Origin of the sequence: Croceicoccus bisphenolivorans, from assembly GCF_001634625.1 — a bacterium.
GTDB lineage: Bacteria > Pseudomonadota > Alphaproteobacteria > Sphingomonadales > Sphingomonadaceae > Croceicoccus > Croceicoccus bisphenolivorans.
On the sequence record NZ_LRSE01000011.1, the window covers coordinates 1 to 16,508 of the forward strand.

Below are 16,508 nucleotides of genomic sequence, written 5' to 3' on the forward strand. Positions count from 1 at the left end.
GGCCGTCTACATCGAGAAGAACGTCAAGACCGACTACACCAGCAATGTCTACGTTGCGGCCGACGATCCTGACCGTCCGCAAGCCAGCGCCACCTCGACTGTAATGTTCCAGGTCATTCTGATGAATACCGGAAACATCACACTCACCGGCGTCACGCTGACCGACTTGCTCGATGGCGTGGACTATCTGGACTACAATACCATCAACAATGGTGGCGACGCCCTTGTAAACGTCGACGCTGATGGTGACGGTGTTTTCGAACTGACAGGCGTAACATGGACTTCGATTGCGGGGGATGACCAGACAATCGATTTCAGCCTCGCGCCCAATGCAACGCTTGAAATCTATTATGCCTACACTTCGGAACTGGGCGAACACCGCAACGTCGCTACTGTCTCGACGAACGAGGCTGACGACGCGTCGAATGACGCCGGTTACTTCGTACTGCCGAGCGAGGATTGCGTTGGCGTCGGCACACCCGGCTTCTGGAGCCATAACGGCGCTCCCTTCTGGGATGGCCAGCAGAACAACGAGTCCAAGGCTGGACAACCCGGTTTTGCCGAGGGAGAACTTACCTATGCCGTGGACTCGAATGGTGACGGCTTCCTGAACGCAGTCGCGGGAGACGGCATCAATGACGGCAAGCCGCTCGACGTCGAGGGACTTCTGATCGGCGACTGGAATCAGAACGGGATTCAGGATGGCGATGAGAACACTCTGTTCATCTCGCTCGAAGCAGCACAGGAAATCATCAATGCTTCCAACCGGCAGACGAGCGGGAAGCAGGCAGATGGTGTCTACATTCTCGGTCGCGACGCCATCGCCACGTGGCTGAACTACCTGGCAAATGGCGGGCAGGATGGAGACTGCTTCATCGATCGCTATGACACCGATACGTTTGATGCCCTGTCGCCCGAAGAAGCCCTGAACGACGCGATTTCCTGGTTCGAGGCGCAAGGGATCGAATCCATCGACGCTGACGGCGATGGGATCTTCAGCCTTGCCAAGATCAAGACCAACACGGATGCTTGGAAGGACGGCGGTGACGACGCCCACGCCGCTCTCGACGAGTTCAACAACTTCGGCACCATCGGCGGAGAAGAGTTCGTTTATTGCTGTGATCGCGACGATGCGACGTTCATCGACGTCATCACCAGCATCAACAACAACGATCCGATAGATCTGTCGCAGATGACGTTGATCGCGTGACAATATGTACCCGGCTGAAATGCCTGAGTATTTTGCAACAAGTCTCACAAGTTGAGCGGGAAAAGGCGTTCCGAAAACGGACGCCTTTTTCTTGCCCAATGACGTAAACGGTTAAGTTGTTATGAATCCTCGTTAGAGATTCGCACGTATGTAGTTCGTATTGGGGCTTTGGCTCCGGGGGGTCGAATTGGCATCGCTGACACAAATCGAATTGCCCAAGGGGCGCATGGCCGAATGGCTTGCAAAGCCGCTGAAGGCAAACCGCGCGATCTATATGAGGGTCGCGCTGGCGGCCACGATGATCAACTTTTTCGCGATGATCACCGCGCTGTTCACGATGACCGTCTATGACCGGGTCGTGCCGAACAACGCGATGGACTCTCTGGTGGGCCTCACCATCGGCCTTGTCATCATCCTGTTATTCGATTTCGTGCTCAAGATCCTGCGCGCCTATTTCGTCGACGTCGCCGGCGCACGGGTCGACCGCGACATTGGCAAGGCGATCTTCGATCGCATACTGCAGATGCGCCTCGACCTTGGCCGCCATTCGACCGGCGGTCTGTCGGGGCTGGTGCGGGAAATCGACACGCTACGCGACTTCTTCGCCTCGGCCACGATCACCGCGCTGGTCGACCTGCCGTTCATCGTCCTGACACTGGTGGTCATCGCCTTTATCGGCGGCTGGCTGGTTTTCGTGCCGATGGCCATGATCCCCATCGTCGTGCTGGCCGCGCTGTCGACTCAGCCGCTGATGCGCAGGCTGTCGGCCGAAACCTTGAGCGGCCAGCTGGGCAAGCAATCGGTGCTGGTCGAGACCATCGGCAGCCTCGAAACGGTGAAGTCGGCCAACGCCGGTTCGATCCTCAGCCGCCGCTGGGATACGGCTGTGACCGATCATGCAGGGTCCTCGCTGCGCCAGCGGCTGATCTCGACGATCCCGATCAATATCGCCGGCACGGCGCAGACCACGGCCTATACGGGCGTCGTGATCTTCGGCGTGTTCGCCATCGCCAACCAGACGCTGACGATGGGCGGGCTGATCGCCTGTTCGATCCTGGCCGGTCGCGTCGTCGCTCCGCTCGGCACAATTGCCAGCCTGCTGACTCGTGCGAATTCGGCGCGCACCGCCTATCAGCAGATCAACAAGCTGATGGAACGCCCGGTCGAAGGGCCGGAAGGCACGGGCCTGCACCTGTCGAACGTCGACGGCGCGATCGAGTTTCGCAACGTCGACTTCCGCTATCCCGGCGCTGCGGAAATGGCTTTGCGCGATGTCAGCTTCAAGGTTCGCCCCGGCGAACATATCGGCCTTGTCGGCCCTATCGGTTCGGGCAAGTCGACCATCGCGCGCCTGATGATCGGGCTATACTGGCCGACCAGCGGCCTGATCCTGATGGATGGCGTCGACATCCGGCAGTTGTCGCCCGCGGCGCTGCGCCCCAAGGTCGGCGCGCTGTTCCAGGACAATGCGCTGCTCACCGGGTCGATTCGCGACAACATCCTGCTGTGCCGCGAAGATGTCGACGACACCGAGATGATGCGCGCCTCGCAAGTCAGTCTGGCACACGAATTCATCGCCCGGATGCCGCAAGGCTACGACCTTGAACTGGCGGATCGCGGCGACGGTCTGTCGGGCGGCCAGAAACAGTCGATTGCGCTCGCCCGCGCGCTTGTCGGCAGCCCGCCGGTGATCATCCTCGACGAACCGACATCCTCGGTCGACGTGGAGACAGAGCGCCGCCTGATCGAGAACCTGCGCAACGAATTCGTCGGCAAGACGCTGATCCTGATCACCCACCGCCCCTCGCTGCTGCGGCTGGTCGACCGGATCATCATGATGTCATCGGGCAAGATCGTCGCCGACGGCACGCCCGAAGCGGTCAGTGCGCGCATTTCCAAACTCAGGTCCGTATCGGGAGCGAAAAAAGATGAACGCGCTGCTTGAACGGCTCTCCGGAGCCAATACCTCGATCGAGGATCAGGAATTCGCGGCGCGCAAGTCGGCCAATTTCGTCCTGTGGATCATTCTGGGCTTCTTCGCGCTCTTCGTGGTCTGGGCTTCGCTGACCGAGATCAACCGCACGGTACGTGGCATGGGCAAGGTCGTGCCGAGCTCGAAGCTGCAGGTCGTCTCGAACCTCGAAGGTGGGGTAATCGACGAGATCCTCGTCAAGGTCGGCCAAAACGTGCAGCGCGGCGACGTACTGGTGCGCCTGTCGCCCACACTGACGGGCGCTGCATACGGCAGTTCCCATGCCGAAGTCGGTGCATTGGAAGCCAAGATCGCCCGATTGAACGCCGAAGTTCGCGGAACGACGCCCAACTATGGCGCGGCGTCGGAAAATCAGGTGGCGATCGAACAGTCATTGCACTCAGCCCGTATGGCCGAGCTGCAAGGGGCGATGGCGGCCAGCCAGGCACGCGTGCACCAGTCCGAACGGGCGGTTGCCGAAGCGCAGTCGCTGCTCGAAGCGCGCCGCTCGAACCAGTCCACCGCCCAGCGTGAGCTGGACATGCTGCGCCCGCTGGTCGAGACCAAGGTGATCAGCCAAGTCGAATTCATCAAGGCCGAGAACGCGGCGCTGGTGGCGCAAAAGGAAGTCGATTCCGCCGAAGCCTCGCTCGCCCGCGCTCGCGCCGGGGTGGCAGAAGCAGCCGCATCGGCGGCACAAGCCCGCAGCGACTGGCTCAGCCGGACGGGGAGCGAACTGTCGCAGGCGCAGGCCGAGCTTTCGGCCAAGCAGCAGCAGCTGCCCGCCCTGTCCGACCGCGTCGACCGCACCGTGATCCGCGCGCCGATGACCGGCAAGGTCAACCGCGTGCTGGTCACCACCGTCGGCGGTTCGGTCACCGCCGGGATGCCGATTGCCGAGATCGTGCCGTCGGACGACGCACTTTATGTGGAGGCGCAGGTCCGCCCGCAGGACATCGGCAACGTGCGCATCGGACAGGAAGCGCAGCTGGAAATCACCGCCTACAATCGCGCCGTCTATGGCACGATGCAGGGCAAAGTGACGTCCATCTCGCCCGACGCGACGTTGAACGAGAAGACCGGCGAAAGCTTCTATCAGGTAGAGGTGCAGACCACCGACCTGTTGCGCGACAAGAACGGTACGGTGCTCTCGATCGGACCGGGCATGGTTGCCAACGTCAACTTGTTGGGAGAGAAGCGTTCGGTCCTCTCCTACATCTTCACGCCTCTGACGCGGCTGAGCCAGACGGCCTTCCGCGACTGAGTTTGGCCCGCGCCGGGCCGAAACCCGCGCGCGCTTGGGGACGGTCGGGGACGGGTCGGTAACACGCCCGTCCCCGATCGTATTCGCCCTATCAGGCACTTCCCGCCCGCTGATCTCCTGCCGCAATCTTGCCGCAGGGGTTGAGGTTTCGCGCCCGCATTGGCATCGAGCGCGGCCATGGAAAGCCTGCAAGCCACATTCGCCAGCCAGACCCTTTGGGTGCAAAGCCTGATCGGCCTTGTCCTTATCGCGCTTGCTGCGATGGCGGCCAATTTCCTGATCAAGAAGGTCCTGCTGCGCGCGGCAGCACCGTTTCTCGACACGCGTAGCCTGACAGCGGACAAGGCGGCGGCACGGCTGGCAAATGTCATCCCGCTGCTGATCGTGTCCGCCGGGATCACACTGGTTCCCAACCTGCCCGAAGGTGCGATCGTCGTGGTGCGCAACGTGTGCAGCGCGCTGATCGTTGTCGCCATCGCCTCTGCGATCAGCGGCGGCCTCAATTACATCAACGAACTCTATGCCCGCCGACCGGAGGCGAAAAGCAGGCCGATCAAGGGCTATATACAGGTCATCAAGATCGTCCTGTTCGGCGGCGCGGCGATCCTGGCCATCGCCACGTTGATGGAACAGTCGCCGCTGCTGCTGCTGTCCGGCCTTGGCGCGATGGCGGCGGTGCTGATGCTGGTGTTCAAGGACACGATCCTCTCGCTCGTCGCGTCGGTGCAGCTTTCCAGCAACGACATGCTGCGCGTCGGCGACTGGATCGAAATGCCGCAGCTCAATGCCGATGGCGACGTGATCGATATCGCGCTGCACACGGTGAAGGTGCAGAACTGGGACAAGACGGTCACCACGATCCCGACGCACCGGCTGATTTCGGAATCCTATCGCAACTGGCGCGGCATGAAGGATTCGGGCGGGCGGCGGATCAAGCGGGCGCTGTTCATCGACCAGAACTCGATCGGCTTTCTGGACGAGGAACAACATGCACGGGTCAGCCGGTTCCGGCTGCTCGACGGCTATCTTGCCGGCAAGGATTCCGAACTGCGCGAATGGAACGCATCGCATCTGTCCGCCGATTGCGACGGCGTGAACGCAAGGCGGACGACCAACATCGGCACATTCCGCGCCTATGTCGTCGCCTATTTGAAGGCGCATGGCCGCATCACGCAGGACATGACCATGCTGGTGCGTCAGTTGCCGCCCACGCCGCAGGGGCTGCCGCTCGAAATCTACTGTTTCACCAACACCACGGCGTGGGGTGAATACGAAGGTATCCAGTCCGACATCTTCGATCACATGCTGGCCATCCTGCCCGAATTCGGCCTGCGCATATTCCAGGAGCCGAGCGGGCTGGATTTCCGCGAGGCTCTGACCGGGCGGGATTGAGCCCCCTTCACGGACCCGCAACCTTCGGGCACTAATGGGCGGTAAACCGCGCATTTTTCACGAAGGAGAGCAGGAATGGCCAGTCCCTGGGGCAATAGCGAAGGCGGCATGATCGTCACCACCACCCCCACCGTGCAGGGCCGCGAGATCAGCGGCTATCTCGGCATCGTAACCGGCGAAGTCATTGTCGGCGCCAACCTGTTCCGCGACCTGTTCGCCTCCATCACCGACCTCGTCGGCGGACGCTCCGGCAAGTACGAGGAAGTGCTGGCACGCGCCCGACGCGAGGCCATTGGCGAGATGCGCGACGAGGCAGCGAAGCTGGGCGGCAACGCGGTCGTCGGCGTGGACCTCGACTATGAAGTGCTAGGCAAAAACGGCTCGATGCTGATGGTCAGCTGTTCCGGCACGGCGGTCGTTCTGGGCTAGCCATCCACGGTCACGCCGCATCGCCGGTCATCCTCCATATCCTTGGCATATCCTTGGAGGGAATCGCGCGATCTGCTATGCTATCTCGCCTAAGCGCTGGTTCGACCTGGCGCTTGGCGAGTAACCCGCTTCCGCTGCGTCTCGCCAATGTCCGTAGGCCGTGCCTCGCTCCGAAATGCAGGAGGATGTCATGGCGATCACAGCCCATTTGCGCAGCTATCTCGACGATCACGACGTGCGCTTCGAGCCGGTGGTCCATTCGCGCACGTTCGAAATGGCGCGCGCCGCCCATGCCGCGCACATCCCGGGCCGGAACGTCGCCAAGGGCGTGATGGTCAAATCAGGCAAGGACTACGTCCTGACGGTCGTGCCCGCATCGCGCAGGCTGGACATGGACCGGCTTGGCAAGTTCCTTGGCGGCAAGGTGTCGCTGGCCAGCGAAGCCGAAGCGGCGAGGCGCTTTCCCGATTGCGAATACGGCGCGATCCCGCCGTTTGGCGAAGCCTACGGCCTCGACACCGTTGTCGATGACGACATGCTTGGCAGCGACGATGTCTATTTCGAAGGCGGCGACCACCAGACGCTGATCGCCATCGATGCCGCCGACTGGAACCGCCTGCTGGGCGCGGCGCGCCACGCCCGCTTCACGGCACCGGCCTGATTGGCAGGCGCTGCCAGCGCACAGGAAGTGGAGGCAAGGGTCATGCTTATCGCGGTTGATGGCACAATCGGTTCCGGCAAGAAGGTCGTGGCGCGGGCGATTGCCCGGCACTTCGGCCTGCCATACCTCAGTACCGGCCTCCACTACCGGGCCGTCGCCTATCAGGTGATGCTGAACGGCGGCAGCCCGGACCTTGCCGGCGACGCCCTCGCCGCATGCGATTTCCCGCTGGAAATGCTGGAGGAACCGGAACTACAGGCGGAATACATCGGCGGCTTCGCCAGCCGCCTCGCCTCTCACGCCGATGTCCGCGAAGTGCTGTTCAAGCGGCAATGGAAGTTCGCGCACCGCAAGGGTGGCTGCGTGCTGGACGGGCGCGACATCGGCACCGTCATCGCGCCGGATGCCGATGCAAAGCTGTTCCTCCACGCCGATTTCGCTGCGCGGCTGAGCCGGATCCACAACCGTTATCTGGAACGGGAAGATCCGATCAGCCTTGCCGAGATCGCGGTCGACATCATGGCCCGCGACGAACGCGACCAGACCCGAACGACCGCACCTCTGATGCGGGCGAACGATGCCCTGCTGCTCGACACGTCATCGCTGAACGATGCCGCCGCCGCCGCGGAAGGCATCCGCATCGTCAGCGATCACCTGGCGCAGATGTCCGGCACCCCCTTTGCCGGCAGCGTCGATCCGCCCGGCCCCGCCGGAGCCGGACCAGCCGCGCCGCCGGCCTGAACCGTCACCGTCAGTCGACGGGGCAGTCGATTTCCTTTTCGGTGCAAGCGACCGTGCCGGCACCGGCGGCCCCTGCAACCAGTGCAACGCAACCTGACGCGCCGACGCCCGCCAGAATTGCGAGGGAAAGGATTATCTTCTTCACGATCGCACTCCGTTTCCTGATTGCCACGAACGGCGGTAGATGACGGACATCTCCTGCAGCCGCGCAGCGCTTGACGCGCCCCCGGCAACATGGCCTGCCATCGCACACTGGTCAGAGCAAAAGGAAATGTTCCACAGGCCACGCCCAAGCGTGTTCAAAATCAACATAGCCCGGGTTATCGACGGCGCACAATCAAGGGCTGGCTAAGTTTTTCGCCTAACCGCGCGGTAACCCTCGATGGAAGACAGAACCATACCAAGCCCGTCGCACAGGGTGCCCGAAGGCGAAAATCATATCTGTCTGAAAACTGTTTGGTGCGGTCGAGAAGACTCGAACTTCCACGGGCTTTCGCCCACAACGACCTCAACGTTGCGCGTCTACCAATTCCGCCACGACCGCACCGGTAGCCAGGGCGACGATCCGGTCCGCATGCGGATTCGGATAAGGGGTCGCCCTCGGTAGGCGCGAGCCATTAGCAACGGACCGGCAGGTGCGCAACTCACTTTGCAAAGGAAAAATGCAGGAACGTTACAACGGGCCGGTTAGCCCGCTTTCCAGCCGATCTCGACAACGCGTGCAGAGGCGGGAACATCGGTCACCGCTTCGTTGATCGACAATGTCTCGCCCGGGGCCAGCTCGCGCTTCGGCGGTTCAAGTTCCCACGTATAGACCACGCGCTCCTGCGCGTCGCGCAGCACGACCTGCACGTCGGGAACGTGTTCCGTGCTGGGGCCCACGTTGGTCACCGTGCCGCTGGCGGCAAAGAACTGCAGGCCGTTGGGCAATGTGCGCCGGTCCTGCTTGTCCGCGGGAAAATCGAGTTCGAGGTTTTCCGAAGGGGGCGCGAAAGCGACCTGCCCGACCGGCAGCCACTCCGGCGCGCCGTAATATCGCACGGCGGCGAAAGCGGCGGCGGCCACAGCGGCAAGAACCAGCAGAATGAAGATCACCAGCCGCAGCCGTGATTTCCTCGCCGCCGGCTCTTCCCAGACCTGTTCTTCCTCCACCTGCTGTTCATAGGAAGGTTCCGGCTCGGCAACCTCTGCGGCAGCGGGTTCGGGACGGGCTTCCCTGAACGCGGGCGCAACCGGCGGGTCTGCGGGGCCTTCGAATTCGGGCACGTCGGGCCAATCGCTCGCGGCGGCGGCGATGGTCTCTGTCGGGTCCGGCTCCGGCGCCCGATAGGCTTCCGGCTCTGCAGGCATGGGCCGCGCCTCGCTCTCCGGCTCCGCAAAGGACGGCTGGGCGAATGAGGGTTCCGCGACCTCCGGTCCGGAAGCCGGCTCAACCGGCGTTTCGGCAGCGGGGCGGGTTTCTTCCCATCCACCGCTTGTCGGCGCGGCAGGGGCGGCTGGCGCAGCGGGCACTTCCGGCTCGGCAGACACGGGCGGCTCGCCCGGCTTCTCGAACCAGCTGTGGCGACACTTTGCGCAACGCACGGTGCGGCCTTCCGGGCCAATGGCCCCGTCCGGCACCGCATAGCGTGTCTGACAGGCAGGGCAGGCTATCTGCATGGATCGAGACTAAACATCGCGCGCGATTCAGGGGCAAGTGCGCGGACTCGTCTTGTTCCGTGCTTTGACGCTTTATCCACATCAATGGACTGGAAATAGCCTGCTTTCGGGCGCTAGAAGCGCATCCGGCACGATTTTTCCGCCGCTTCGGGCCCCGGCAGGCGATATTACCGACACGTGAGCTTCGACACACCCACTCTCGATCTCGCCGACAATGGCTTCGGCAAGCCGACCGGCCCGATCGTGCGGTTCGAGAACGTTGGCCTGCGCTATGGCGCGGGGCGCGAGGTGCTGTCCGACATTACCTTCCGGCTGCATCCGGGCCGGTTCTACTTCCTCACCGGCCCGTCCGGCGCGGGCAAGACGACGCTGCTGAAGCTGCTCTACCTCGCGCAGCGCCCTTCGCGTGGGGAAATCGCCATGTTCGGCGAAGACGCGGTAAACCTGTCGCGCACGCGCCGCCCCGAACTGCGCCGCCGCATCGGCGTGGTGTTCCAGGATTTCCGGCTCGTCCCGCATCTCACCGTCTTCGATAACGTCGCCCTGCCCCTGCGGCTTGCCGGCGTGGAGGAGGAGGAACTGGCCGGCCCCGTCACCGACATGATCGAATGGGTCGGCCTGACCCGCGCGCTCGGCCAGCGCCCGTCGACGCTTTCGGGCGGGGAGCAGCAGCGTGTCGCCATCGCACGCGCCGTCATCACGCGGCCCGAACTGCTGGTGGCGGACGAACCGACCGGCAATGTCGATCCGCAAATGGCGATCCGGTTGCTCTACCTGTTTTCTTCCATGAACAAGCTGGGGACTACGGTCGTGCTCGCCACGCACGATACCTCTCTAATGCACCGGCAGCCCGATGCGGCGGTCATGCGGCTGGAACGCGGGCGGCTGGACGATCCGACCGGCATGATCCGCAATCCGCCCGACAGGGGCCGGACGCCGTGATCCTGACCCGCAAGGAACAGGCCTCGCTCTTCGCGCGTGAAGGCGTGGGCCGCATCCGCGCGATCTGGGAACCGCGCGGGGCCAGCGCGCCGCTGCTCAGCCAGAAGGCGGTGGCAGGGCCTGTGCCGTGGGTCATCGCGATCATGACCGCGCTTACCGTCATCGCGGCGGCAGGCGGGCTGGCGCTGGGCGGTATTGCCCGCACGGCAGAGGCCGATCTTGCCGGCGGCGTCACCGTGCAGATCGCCGGGCCGGCGGAGGCGGAGGCCGACAAGCAGGCAAAAGCCGCCATGGCCGCGCTGGGCAAACTAGACGGCGTGTCGGCGGTGCGGCGGTTGAGCGCGAACGAGCGCGAGGACCTGCTTCGCCCGTGGATTGGCGAACAGGCATTGGGTACGGGAGAGGGGGAGGAAGACCTGCTGGTCCTGCCAGAACTGATCGAACTTCGCCTGAACGGCGCGACCGGCAAGGCCGAACTGGACCGTGTGCGGGAGGCTCTGGCCAAGGCTGCGCCGGATGCTAGCGTCAGTGCGGACATGGAATGGCTGCGCCCCTTGAAAGAGGCGATCTCGGCGCTGCAATGGCTGGCGGTCGCGCTGGTCGGCCTGCTGGTGACGGCAACGGCGGCGGCGGTGCTGCTGGCCAGCCGCAGCGCGCTTTCGGCCAATCGCGACACGATCGAAATCATGCACCTGCTGGGCGCGCACGACATGCAGGTGGCGCGCCTGTTCCAGAAGGCCGCGGCAATGAGCGCGGCAGCCGGCGGCGCGGCGGGATTTGCCGTGGCAGAGGCGACGGTGTTCCTGCTGGCGGGCAAGTTTGCCGCACTCGGCCCCGGCAGCACGGCGGCGGGCCTGCGCTGGTTCGACTGGGTCGCGCTTGTCCTGATCCCGATCGCGGGCGTGGTGCTGGCCGCCTTTACCGCGCGCATCACGGTGCTGGCAACGCTGCGCCGGATGCCCTGAACCTGCGCGCCATTGATGTTATTCCGATGACTTCCTCCATTGCGGCAGCGACGCGCGCGCCCTAGATCGAAGCTGCAATGTTTCGCCGGATCTTCGCTTTCCTGCTGCTCTTCTGGGCCATCGGCTTCGCGGTATTCGCGATGTTCCTGCCGCAACCGGCGGGCGACACGCGCACCGACGCGGTCGTCGTGCTTACAGGTGCGGGCGGACGGATCGAACGCGGCGTCACCGCCTTGCAGGAGGGCTGGTCGGACAGGATGCTCGTTTCCGGCGTGGACCGGGAGGTAAAGCCGGAGGAACTGGCCGCGGAATACGATATTCCGGCAGACCTCATGGAATGCTGCATCACGCTTGGCTACGACGCGGTCGACACCCGTTCGAACGCGGCGGAGACGGCAACGTGGGCCCGGGCGAACAAGCTGAAATCGCTGCGCCTTGTCACCAGCGACTGGCACATGCGCCGCGCGGCCCACGACCTTGGCGTCGCGATGGATGGTGATGTGAAGATCGTCCGCGATTCGGTGGCGAGCGAGCCGCGTTTCTCGATGCTGTTCCTTGAATATCACAAGTTCATCATCGGAACGGTAGCACGGTGGCTGGACCTGTGAGGGAGCGGAGCGCGTGATCGGGTGGCTGCGCACGATCGTCTTCATGGCGCTGTTCTATGGCGGGTCATTCCTGCTGCTGGCTTTTGCCGCCGCGGCCATCGCCCTGCCCCGCCCGCTGATCTTCGCCGTCGCACGAGGCTGGTCGCGCTGGCACCGCATCTGCTGTCGCTACATCCTGGACTTTCGCGTCGCGGTCGAGGGTGAGCACCACCCCACGCAAGCGCTCTACGCCATCAAGCACGAAAGCTTTTTCGAAGCGATCGACGCGCCCACGTTCCTTGGCGGCAACGTCATTCCCTTTGCCAAGATCGAGCTGATGCGCCTGCCGCTGTGGGGCAAGGCGGCCTATCGCTACGGCATCGTGGGGGTGGAGCGGGAATCGGGCGCCCGCGCGATCCGCCACATCACCAAATCGGCGCGAGAAGCTAAACCAGAGGGGCGCGACTTCGTCATCTTTCCCGAAGGAACCCGCGTGCCGCACGATCGCACGCACAAGCTGGAGGCGGGGCTTTACGCGATCTACAAGATCCTCGGCCTGCCGCTGGTGCCGGTGGCGGTGGACAGCGGCCTGCTATACCAGCCGCGCCCGATGCGCAGCGGCACGGTGACTTACCGCATCGGAGAGGCTCTGCCCCCCGGCCTTTCGCGCGAAGAGATGGAGGCCCGCGTCTTTGCCGCCATCAACGCGCTGAACAAGCCCGGCGCGCCGATGGTGGAAAAGGACTGAACCCTCAGTCTTCGGGCGCTGCGTCGCCCAAGTGATCGCTGCGCCCGAAGTCGGGACGGGCATCGTCCTGCCCTTCCTCGATGATCGAGCGGCGGATTTCACGTGTCTTGGCGAAGTGGTCGAACAAGGCGTCGCCCTTCCCCCACCGGATCGCGCGTTGCAGCGCGGTGAGGTCTTCGGAAAAGCGCTGCAGGATTTCCAGCACCGCGTCCTTGTTCGACAGGAACACGTCGCGCCACATCGTCGGATCGCTGGCCGCAATGCGCGTGAAGTCGCGGAAGCCGCCAGCCGAATACTTGATGACTTCGCTGCGGGTCACATCCTCAAGGTCGGACGCGGTTCCCACGATCGTATAGGCGATAAGGTGCGGTACGTGGCTGGTGACGGCAAGCACGAGATCGTGGTGATCGGGAGCCATCGTTTCGACGGTTGCGCCAAGTTCGCGCCAGAACGTGATGACCCGCTCGGTCGAGGCCACGTCGGATTGTTCGCAGGGGGTAATGATGCACCAGCGGTTCCGGAACAGCGTGGCGAAGCCTGCCTCCGGCCCTGAATGCTCGGTGCCAGCGACCGGGTGGGCAGGAACGACCGTCTGGCCCGGAAGCGCGGTCGCAATCGCTTCGGCGACGGAGACTTTGCACGAGCCGACGTCGCTGACGACGCATTCCGGCTTCAGCTTGCCGGCCATCATCGCGGCGGCACTGCCCATGGCCCGCACCGGTACGCACAGGACGACAAGGTCAGCATTCGCCACGGCATCGTCGATGCTGTCGGGAACGGCATGGGCAAGGCCGCGCTTCGCCGCAACCTCGCGCACGCCGGCATCGGCATCCCAGCCGGTGACGCGCACGTCCGGCATCGCCTCGCGCACGGCAAGGCCGACCGAACCGCCGATCAGGCCAAGGCCGATGACCGCGACATTGGCAAACGGTGCAGCCGCGCTCACGATGCCTGCTCCGCCTCGCGCTGGATCACGGCGGTCACCGCATCCATCTGCGCCGCCGTGCCGATCGTGATGCGCAGCGCATCGGGCAGCCCCTGCCCCGGCAGATGCCGCACCGCGTAGCCAGCAGCGCCGATCGCATCGAGAGCGGTCTTGGCCGACAGCGCGCCTTCGAACAGCACCAGCACGAAATTCGCCTTGCTGGGCACCGTGCGAATGCCGTGATTGCCAAGGGCCGCCATCGCTTTTTCGAAACGGGCGCGTTCGGCGGCGTTGTGTTCGCGGCTGGCGCGCACGAAATCCTGGTCGCGCACGGCGGCAAGCGCTGCCGCCTGCCCCGTCAGGCCCACGTTGAAGGGCCCGCGAATACGGTTCAACACATCGATCACGTCCGGCCCGCCAGTGCCCCAGCCGATCCGGTCGCCGGCAAGGCCATAGATCTTGGAAAAGGTGCGCGTGACGAGCACGTTGTCATGCGCGGCGGCCAGCGCCAGCCCGCCATCATCCTCGGCCTCGCCCAGATACTCACCATAGGCCTGGTCGATCACCAGCAGCACGTGCGGCGGCAGCCCCGCATGGAGCCGCGCGAGTTCGGCAGGCGCGAGGTACGTGCCGGTGGGGTTGTTCGGATTGGCGACGAAGACCACCCGCGTCCGCTCTGTCACGCAGGCCAGAACCGCATCGACATCGGTGCCGTAGTCCCTGTCGGGCGCGACGACCGGATCGGCCCCGCAGCGGCGGGCCGCGATGTCATAGACGGCAAAGCCGTAACGGACGTAGATTACCTCGTCCCCCGGGCCGGCATAGCCCTGCGCGGCGATGTGCAGCAGTTCGTCGCTGCCGGTGCCGCACACGATCCGCGCCGGATCGATGCCGTGCAGTTCGCCCAGCGCGGCGCGCAGTTCCTTGCTGTCCGGATCGGGATATGTGGCCGGGCGGTTCGCCGCATCCCGTGCGGCAAGCGCCATGGGCGAGGTGCCCAACGGGTTCTCGTTCGCCGAAAGCTTGACCAGCGGCCGCCCGTCGGCAGTGGCCGATTTGCCCGGCACATAGGCGTGGATGCCCTCGATCCACGGCTTCGGTGCAGGCTTCTGGGTGGGTGTCTTGCCGTTTCCGCTCATGTCCGGCGCTCTACCGGCCATACGGGCAAATTCAAACACAACTTTCGCACCTGCAGGTGTGGATTCGCGCGGCAAGGCGAGCAATCGTTGACAGCAGCCTCGCCAAACCCCAATTCCGGCGCCCCATGGCAACACATGCCGAACCTTCGACTTCAGGCCACGTGCTGGACCTGCCGCAACCGCTGCCGCTGGACAGCGGGCGCAGCCTTGCGGGCGTGCGCGTCGCTTACGAGACTTACGGCACGCTCAATGCCGACAAGTCGAACGCGATCCTGATCTGCCATGCGCTGACCGGCGACCAGCATGTCGCTTCGCCGCACCCGATCACCGGCAAGCCCGGTTGGTGGATACGCATGGTCGGGCCGGGACTGCCGATCGACACCGACCGCTATTTCATCATCTGCGCCAATGTCATCGGATCGTGCATGGGCTCTTCCGGTCCGGCCAGCATGGCGGACGATGGCCGGCCATACGGCATGCGCTTTCCGGTCATCACCATCCGCGACATGGTCCGCGCGCAGATCGCGCTGGTCGATGCGCTGGGGATCGACAAACTTCACGCGGTCGTCGGCGGATCGATGGGCGGGATGCAGGTGCTAAGCCTTGCCGCCAATTTCGGCGACCGGCTGAACGCCGCGCTAGTCATCGCCAGCACGTCGCGCCATTCGGCCCAGAACATCGCGTTTCACGAAGTCGGGCGTCAGGCGATCATGGCCGATCCGGCGTGGGCAAACGGCGAATATTACGCCGACGGTGTAGACGATCCGCGCAAGGTCGGGCCGGAGGCGGGTCTTGCCGTCGCCCGCATGGCCGCGCACATCACCTACCTGTCGGAACAGGGCCTGACGGAAAAGTTCGGACGGCGGTTGCAGGACCGCGATGCCAAGACCTTCGGCTTCGATGCCGATTTCCAGGTCGAATCGTACCTGCGCTACCAGGGCCTGTCCTTTACCGACCGGTTCGACGCGAACTCGTACCTCTACATAACCCGCGCGATGGACTATTTCGACCTTGCCGAGGAACACGGCGGCAAGCTGGCCGATGCCTTTGCCGGCACGAAGGCGCGCTTCTGCCTTGTCAGCTTCGATACCGACTGGCTCTATCCCACCAGCGAATCGCGCACGATCGCGCATGCGCTGAACGCGGCCGGTTTGCCCGTCAGCTTCGTCGAACTGTCCGCGCCGTACGGGCATGACAGCTTCCTGCTGGACGTGCCGGAACTGGATCGGGTCGTCGAAGGCTTCCTGCGATGAACGCGGCCCATCCCGGCGCGCTGCGCCCCGATCTTGCCGTCATCGCCGATCATATCGAGCCGGGCGCCCGCGTGCTCGACATCGGTTGCGGCGACGGTGAGCTGCTGGCGGCGCTGACGGCGAAGGGTTGCGATGCACGCGGGCTGGAGATCGATCCGGCCAACGTCGCCGCCTGCGTCGGGCGGGGGCTTTCGGTCATGCAGGGCGATGCCGATACCGACCTTGCCTATTATCCCGACGGCAGCGTCGATTACGCGATCCTGTCGCAGACGCTGCAAACGACGCGGCGGCCCGACCTGGTGATCGAGAACCTGTTGCGCATAGCCCCGCGCGGCTTCGTCTCGTTCCCCAATTTCGCGCACTGGCGCGTGCGCACATCATTGCTGGTCGGCGGGCGCATGCCGGTGACGAAGCTGATTCCGGTGGCATGGTACGAAACGCCGAACATCCACCACCTCACCATTGCAGATTTCCGCGCCCTGATGGCCGAACGCGGCATTCGGGCAGAGCGGGCGTGGTTCTTCACCAACGGTCGCGCCTCGCGCCAGCGCCTTGCAAATTTCACGGCGGAGCACGCGGTTTTCCTCGTCTCCAGAACGTGATGCGTCATACCCACAGGGT

17 protein-coding genes and 1 tRNA gene are annotated in these 16,508 nt (G+C 64.3%); 13 read left to right on the top strand and 5 right to left on the bottom strand.

The window, feature by feature from the left end; translation table 11 throughout:
• From A7A77_RS12245 to A7A77_RS12275, 7 genes are all read left to right on the top strand, one after another.
• Window positions 1-1,210: DUF11 domain-containing protein (locus A7A77_RS12245; protein ID WP_172799906.1), on the top strand; the 1,210-nt coding region annotated here is incomplete at its 5' end.
• A 187-nt stretch (window positions 1,211-1,397) separates the two neighbouring features.
• A complete protein-coding gene (locus tag A7A77_RS12250; RefSeq protein ID WP_342668675.1) occupies window positions 1,398-3,155 on the top strand; it encodes a type I secretion system permease/ATPase in 1,758 nt (585 codons plus the stop codon).
• A complete protein-coding gene (locus A7A77_RS12255; RefSeq protein WP_066558533.1) occupies window positions 3,139-4,446 on the top strand; it encodes an HlyD family type I secretion periplasmic adaptor subunit in 1,308 nt (435 codons plus the stop codon). The genes A7A77_RS12250 and A7A77_RS12255 overlap by 17 nt, the downstream gene beginning before the upstream one ends.
• 177 nt (window positions 4,447-4,623) lie before the next feature.
• The gene (locus A7A77_RS12260; RefSeq protein ID WP_066558537.1) at window positions 4,624-5,838 is read left to right on the top strand and encodes a mechanosensitive ion channel family protein; all 1,215 of its coding nucleotides are present in this window, start codon (window positions 4,624-4,626) and stop codon (window positions 5,836-5,838) included.
• 108 nt (window positions 5,839-5,946) lie between these two features.
• The gene (locus A7A77_RS12265; RefSeq protein WP_066558758.1) at window positions 5,947-6,267 is read left to right on the top strand and encodes a YbjQ family protein; all 321 of its coding nucleotides are present in this window, start codon (window positions 5,947-5,949) and stop codon (window positions 6,265-6,267) included.
• Between the two features lie 190 nt (window positions 6,268-6,457).
• Complete coding sequence (locus tag A7A77_RS12270) at window positions 6,458-6,928, top strand: aminoacyl-tRNA deacylase (RefSeq protein WP_066558760.1); 471 nt, start codon at window positions 6,458-6,460, stop codon at window positions 6,926-6,928.
• Window positions 6,929-7,669, top strand: coding sequence for a (d)CMP kinase (locus tag A7A77_RS12275; RefSeq protein ID WP_066558542.1), 741 nt, complete (start codon window positions 6,929-6,931; stop codon window positions 7,667-7,669).
• Between the two features lie 10 nt (window positions 7,670-7,679).
• On the opposite strand, the gene A7A77_RS18470 is transcribed toward A7A77_RS12275, so the two are convergent.
• The 3 genes from A7A77_RS18470 to A7A77_RS12285 form a co-directional block, all read right to left on the bottom strand.
• Window positions 7,680-7,814, bottom strand: a complete 135-nt coding sequence (locus A7A77_RS18470; RefSeq protein WP_281180021.1) for a hypothetical protein — start codon at window positions 7,812-7,814, stop codon at window positions 7,680-7,682.
• Between the two features lie 312 nt (window positions 7,815-8,126).
• Window positions 8,127-8,213 (bottom strand) — tRNA-Leu (locus tag A7A77_RS12280).
• Between the two features lie 143 nt (window positions 8,214-8,356).
• Complete coding sequence (locus A7A77_RS12285; RefSeq protein WP_066558548.1) at window positions 8,357-9,328, bottom strand: zinc-ribbon domain-containing protein; 972 nt, start codon at window positions 9,326-9,328, stop codon at window positions 8,357-8,359.
• A gap of 177 nt (window positions 9,329-9,505) precedes the next feature.
• Here A7A77_RS12285 and ftsE point away from each other — a divergent pair, with 177 nt between their 5' ends.
• The 4 genes from ftsE (at window position 9,506) to A7A77_RS12305 (ending at window position 12,570) form a co-directional block, all read left to right on the top strand.
• Window positions 9,506-10,270, top strand: a complete 765-nt coding sequence (gene ftsE, locus A7A77_RS12290) for a cell division ATP-binding protein FtsE (RefSeq protein ID WP_066558551.1) — start codon at window positions 9,506-9,508, stop codon at window positions 10,268-10,270.
• Window positions 10,267-11,235 carry a cell division protein FtsX gene (locus A7A77_RS12295; RefSeq protein WP_245638468.1) on the top strand — a complete coding sequence of 323 codons (969 nt, stop codon included), beginning with the start codon at window positions 10,267-10,269 and terminating at the stop codon, window positions 11,233-11,235. Before ftsE ends, A7A77_RS12295 begins: the two co-directional genes overlap by 4 nt.
• A 77-nt stretch (window positions 11,236-11,312) precedes the next feature.
• On the top strand, window positions 11,313-11,843 hold the full coding sequence (locus A7A77_RS12300) for a YdcF family protein (protein ID WP_066558553.1): 531 nt from the start codon (window positions 11,313-11,315) through the stop codon (window positions 11,841-11,843).
• Window positions 11,844-11,856: 13 nt separating this feature from the next.
• Complete coding sequence (locus A7A77_RS12305; protein WP_245638469.1) at window positions 11,857-12,570, top strand: lysophospholipid acyltransferase family protein; 714 nt, start codon at window positions 11,857-11,859, stop codon at window positions 12,568-12,570.
• A gap of 4 nt (window positions 12,571-12,574) precedes the next feature.
• Here the strand turns inward: A7A77_RS12305 and A7A77_RS12310 are convergent, their stop codons facing one another.
• Both A7A77_RS12310 and hisC read right to left on the bottom strand, forming a co-directional pair.
• The gene (locus A7A77_RS12310) at window positions 12,575-13,516 is read right to left on the bottom strand and encodes a prephenate/arogenate dehydrogenase family protein (RefSeq protein WP_066558555.1); all 942 of its coding nucleotides are present in this window, start codon (window positions 13,514-13,516) and stop codon (window positions 12,575-12,577) included.
• On the bottom strand, window positions 13,513-14,634 hold the full coding sequence (gene hisC, locus A7A77_RS12315; protein WP_066558561.1) for a histidinol-phosphate transaminase: 1,122 nt from the start codon (window positions 14,632-14,634) through the stop codon (window positions 13,513-13,515). The genes A7A77_RS12310 and hisC overlap by 4 nt, the downstream gene beginning before the upstream one ends.
• Before the next feature lie 125 nt (window positions 14,635-14,759).
• Here hisC and metX point away from each other — a divergent pair, with 125 nt between their 5' ends.
• Both metX and metW read left to right on the top strand, forming a co-directional pair.
• Window positions 14,760-15,887 (top strand): homoserine O-acetyltransferase MetX, encoded by a 1,128-nt coding sequence (metX, locus tag A7A77_RS12320; protein WP_066558563.1) that lies wholly within the window; start codon window positions 14,760-14,762, stop codon window positions 15,885-15,887.
• Complete coding sequence (gene metW, locus A7A77_RS12325) at window positions 15,884-16,489, top strand: methionine biosynthesis protein MetW (protein WP_066558565.1); 606 nt, start codon at window positions 15,884-15,886, stop codon at window positions 16,487-16,489. Before metX ends, metW begins: the two co-directional genes overlap by 4 nt.
• Window positions 16,490-16,508 lie beyond the last annotated feature (19 nt).

Bases quoted from the DNA above. Each gene is read 5' to 3' on its own strand.
- A7A77_RS12285 (WP_066558548.1), bottom strand. From the start codon at position 9,328: ATGCAGATAGCCTGCCCTGCCTGTCAGACACGCTATGCGGTGCCGGAC.
- A7A77_RS12270 (WP_066558760.1), top strand. From the start codon at position 6,458: ATGGCGATCACAGCCCATTTGCGCAGCTATCTCGACGATCACGACGTG.
- metW (WP_066558565.1), top strand. From the start codon at position 15,884: ATGAACGCGGCCCATCCCGGCGCGCTGCGCCCCGATCTTGCCGTCATC.
- A7A77_RS12255 (WP_066558533.1), top strand. From the start codon at position 3,139: ATGAACGCGCTGCTTGAACGGCTCTCCGGAGCCAATACCTCGATCGAG.
- metX (WP_066558563.1), top strand. From the start codon at position 14,760: ATGGCAACACATGCCGAACCTTCGACTTCAGGCCACGTGCTGGACCTG.
- hisC (WP_066558561.1), bottom strand. From the start codon at position 14,634: ATGAGCGGAAACGGCAAGACACCCACCCAGAAGCCTGCACCGAAGCCG.
- A7A77_RS12265 (WP_066558758.1), top strand. From the start codon at position 5,947: ATGATCGTCACCACCACCCCCACCGTGCAGGGCCGCGAGATCAGCGGC.
- A7A77_RS12300 (WP_066558553.1), top strand. From the start codon at position 11,313: ATGTTTCGCCGGATCTTCGCTTTCCTGCTGCTCTTCTGGGCCATCGGC.
- A7A77_RS12260 (WP_066558537.1), top strand. From the start codon at position 4,624: ATGGAAAGCCTGCAAGCCACATTCGCCAGCCAGACCCTTTGGGTGCAA.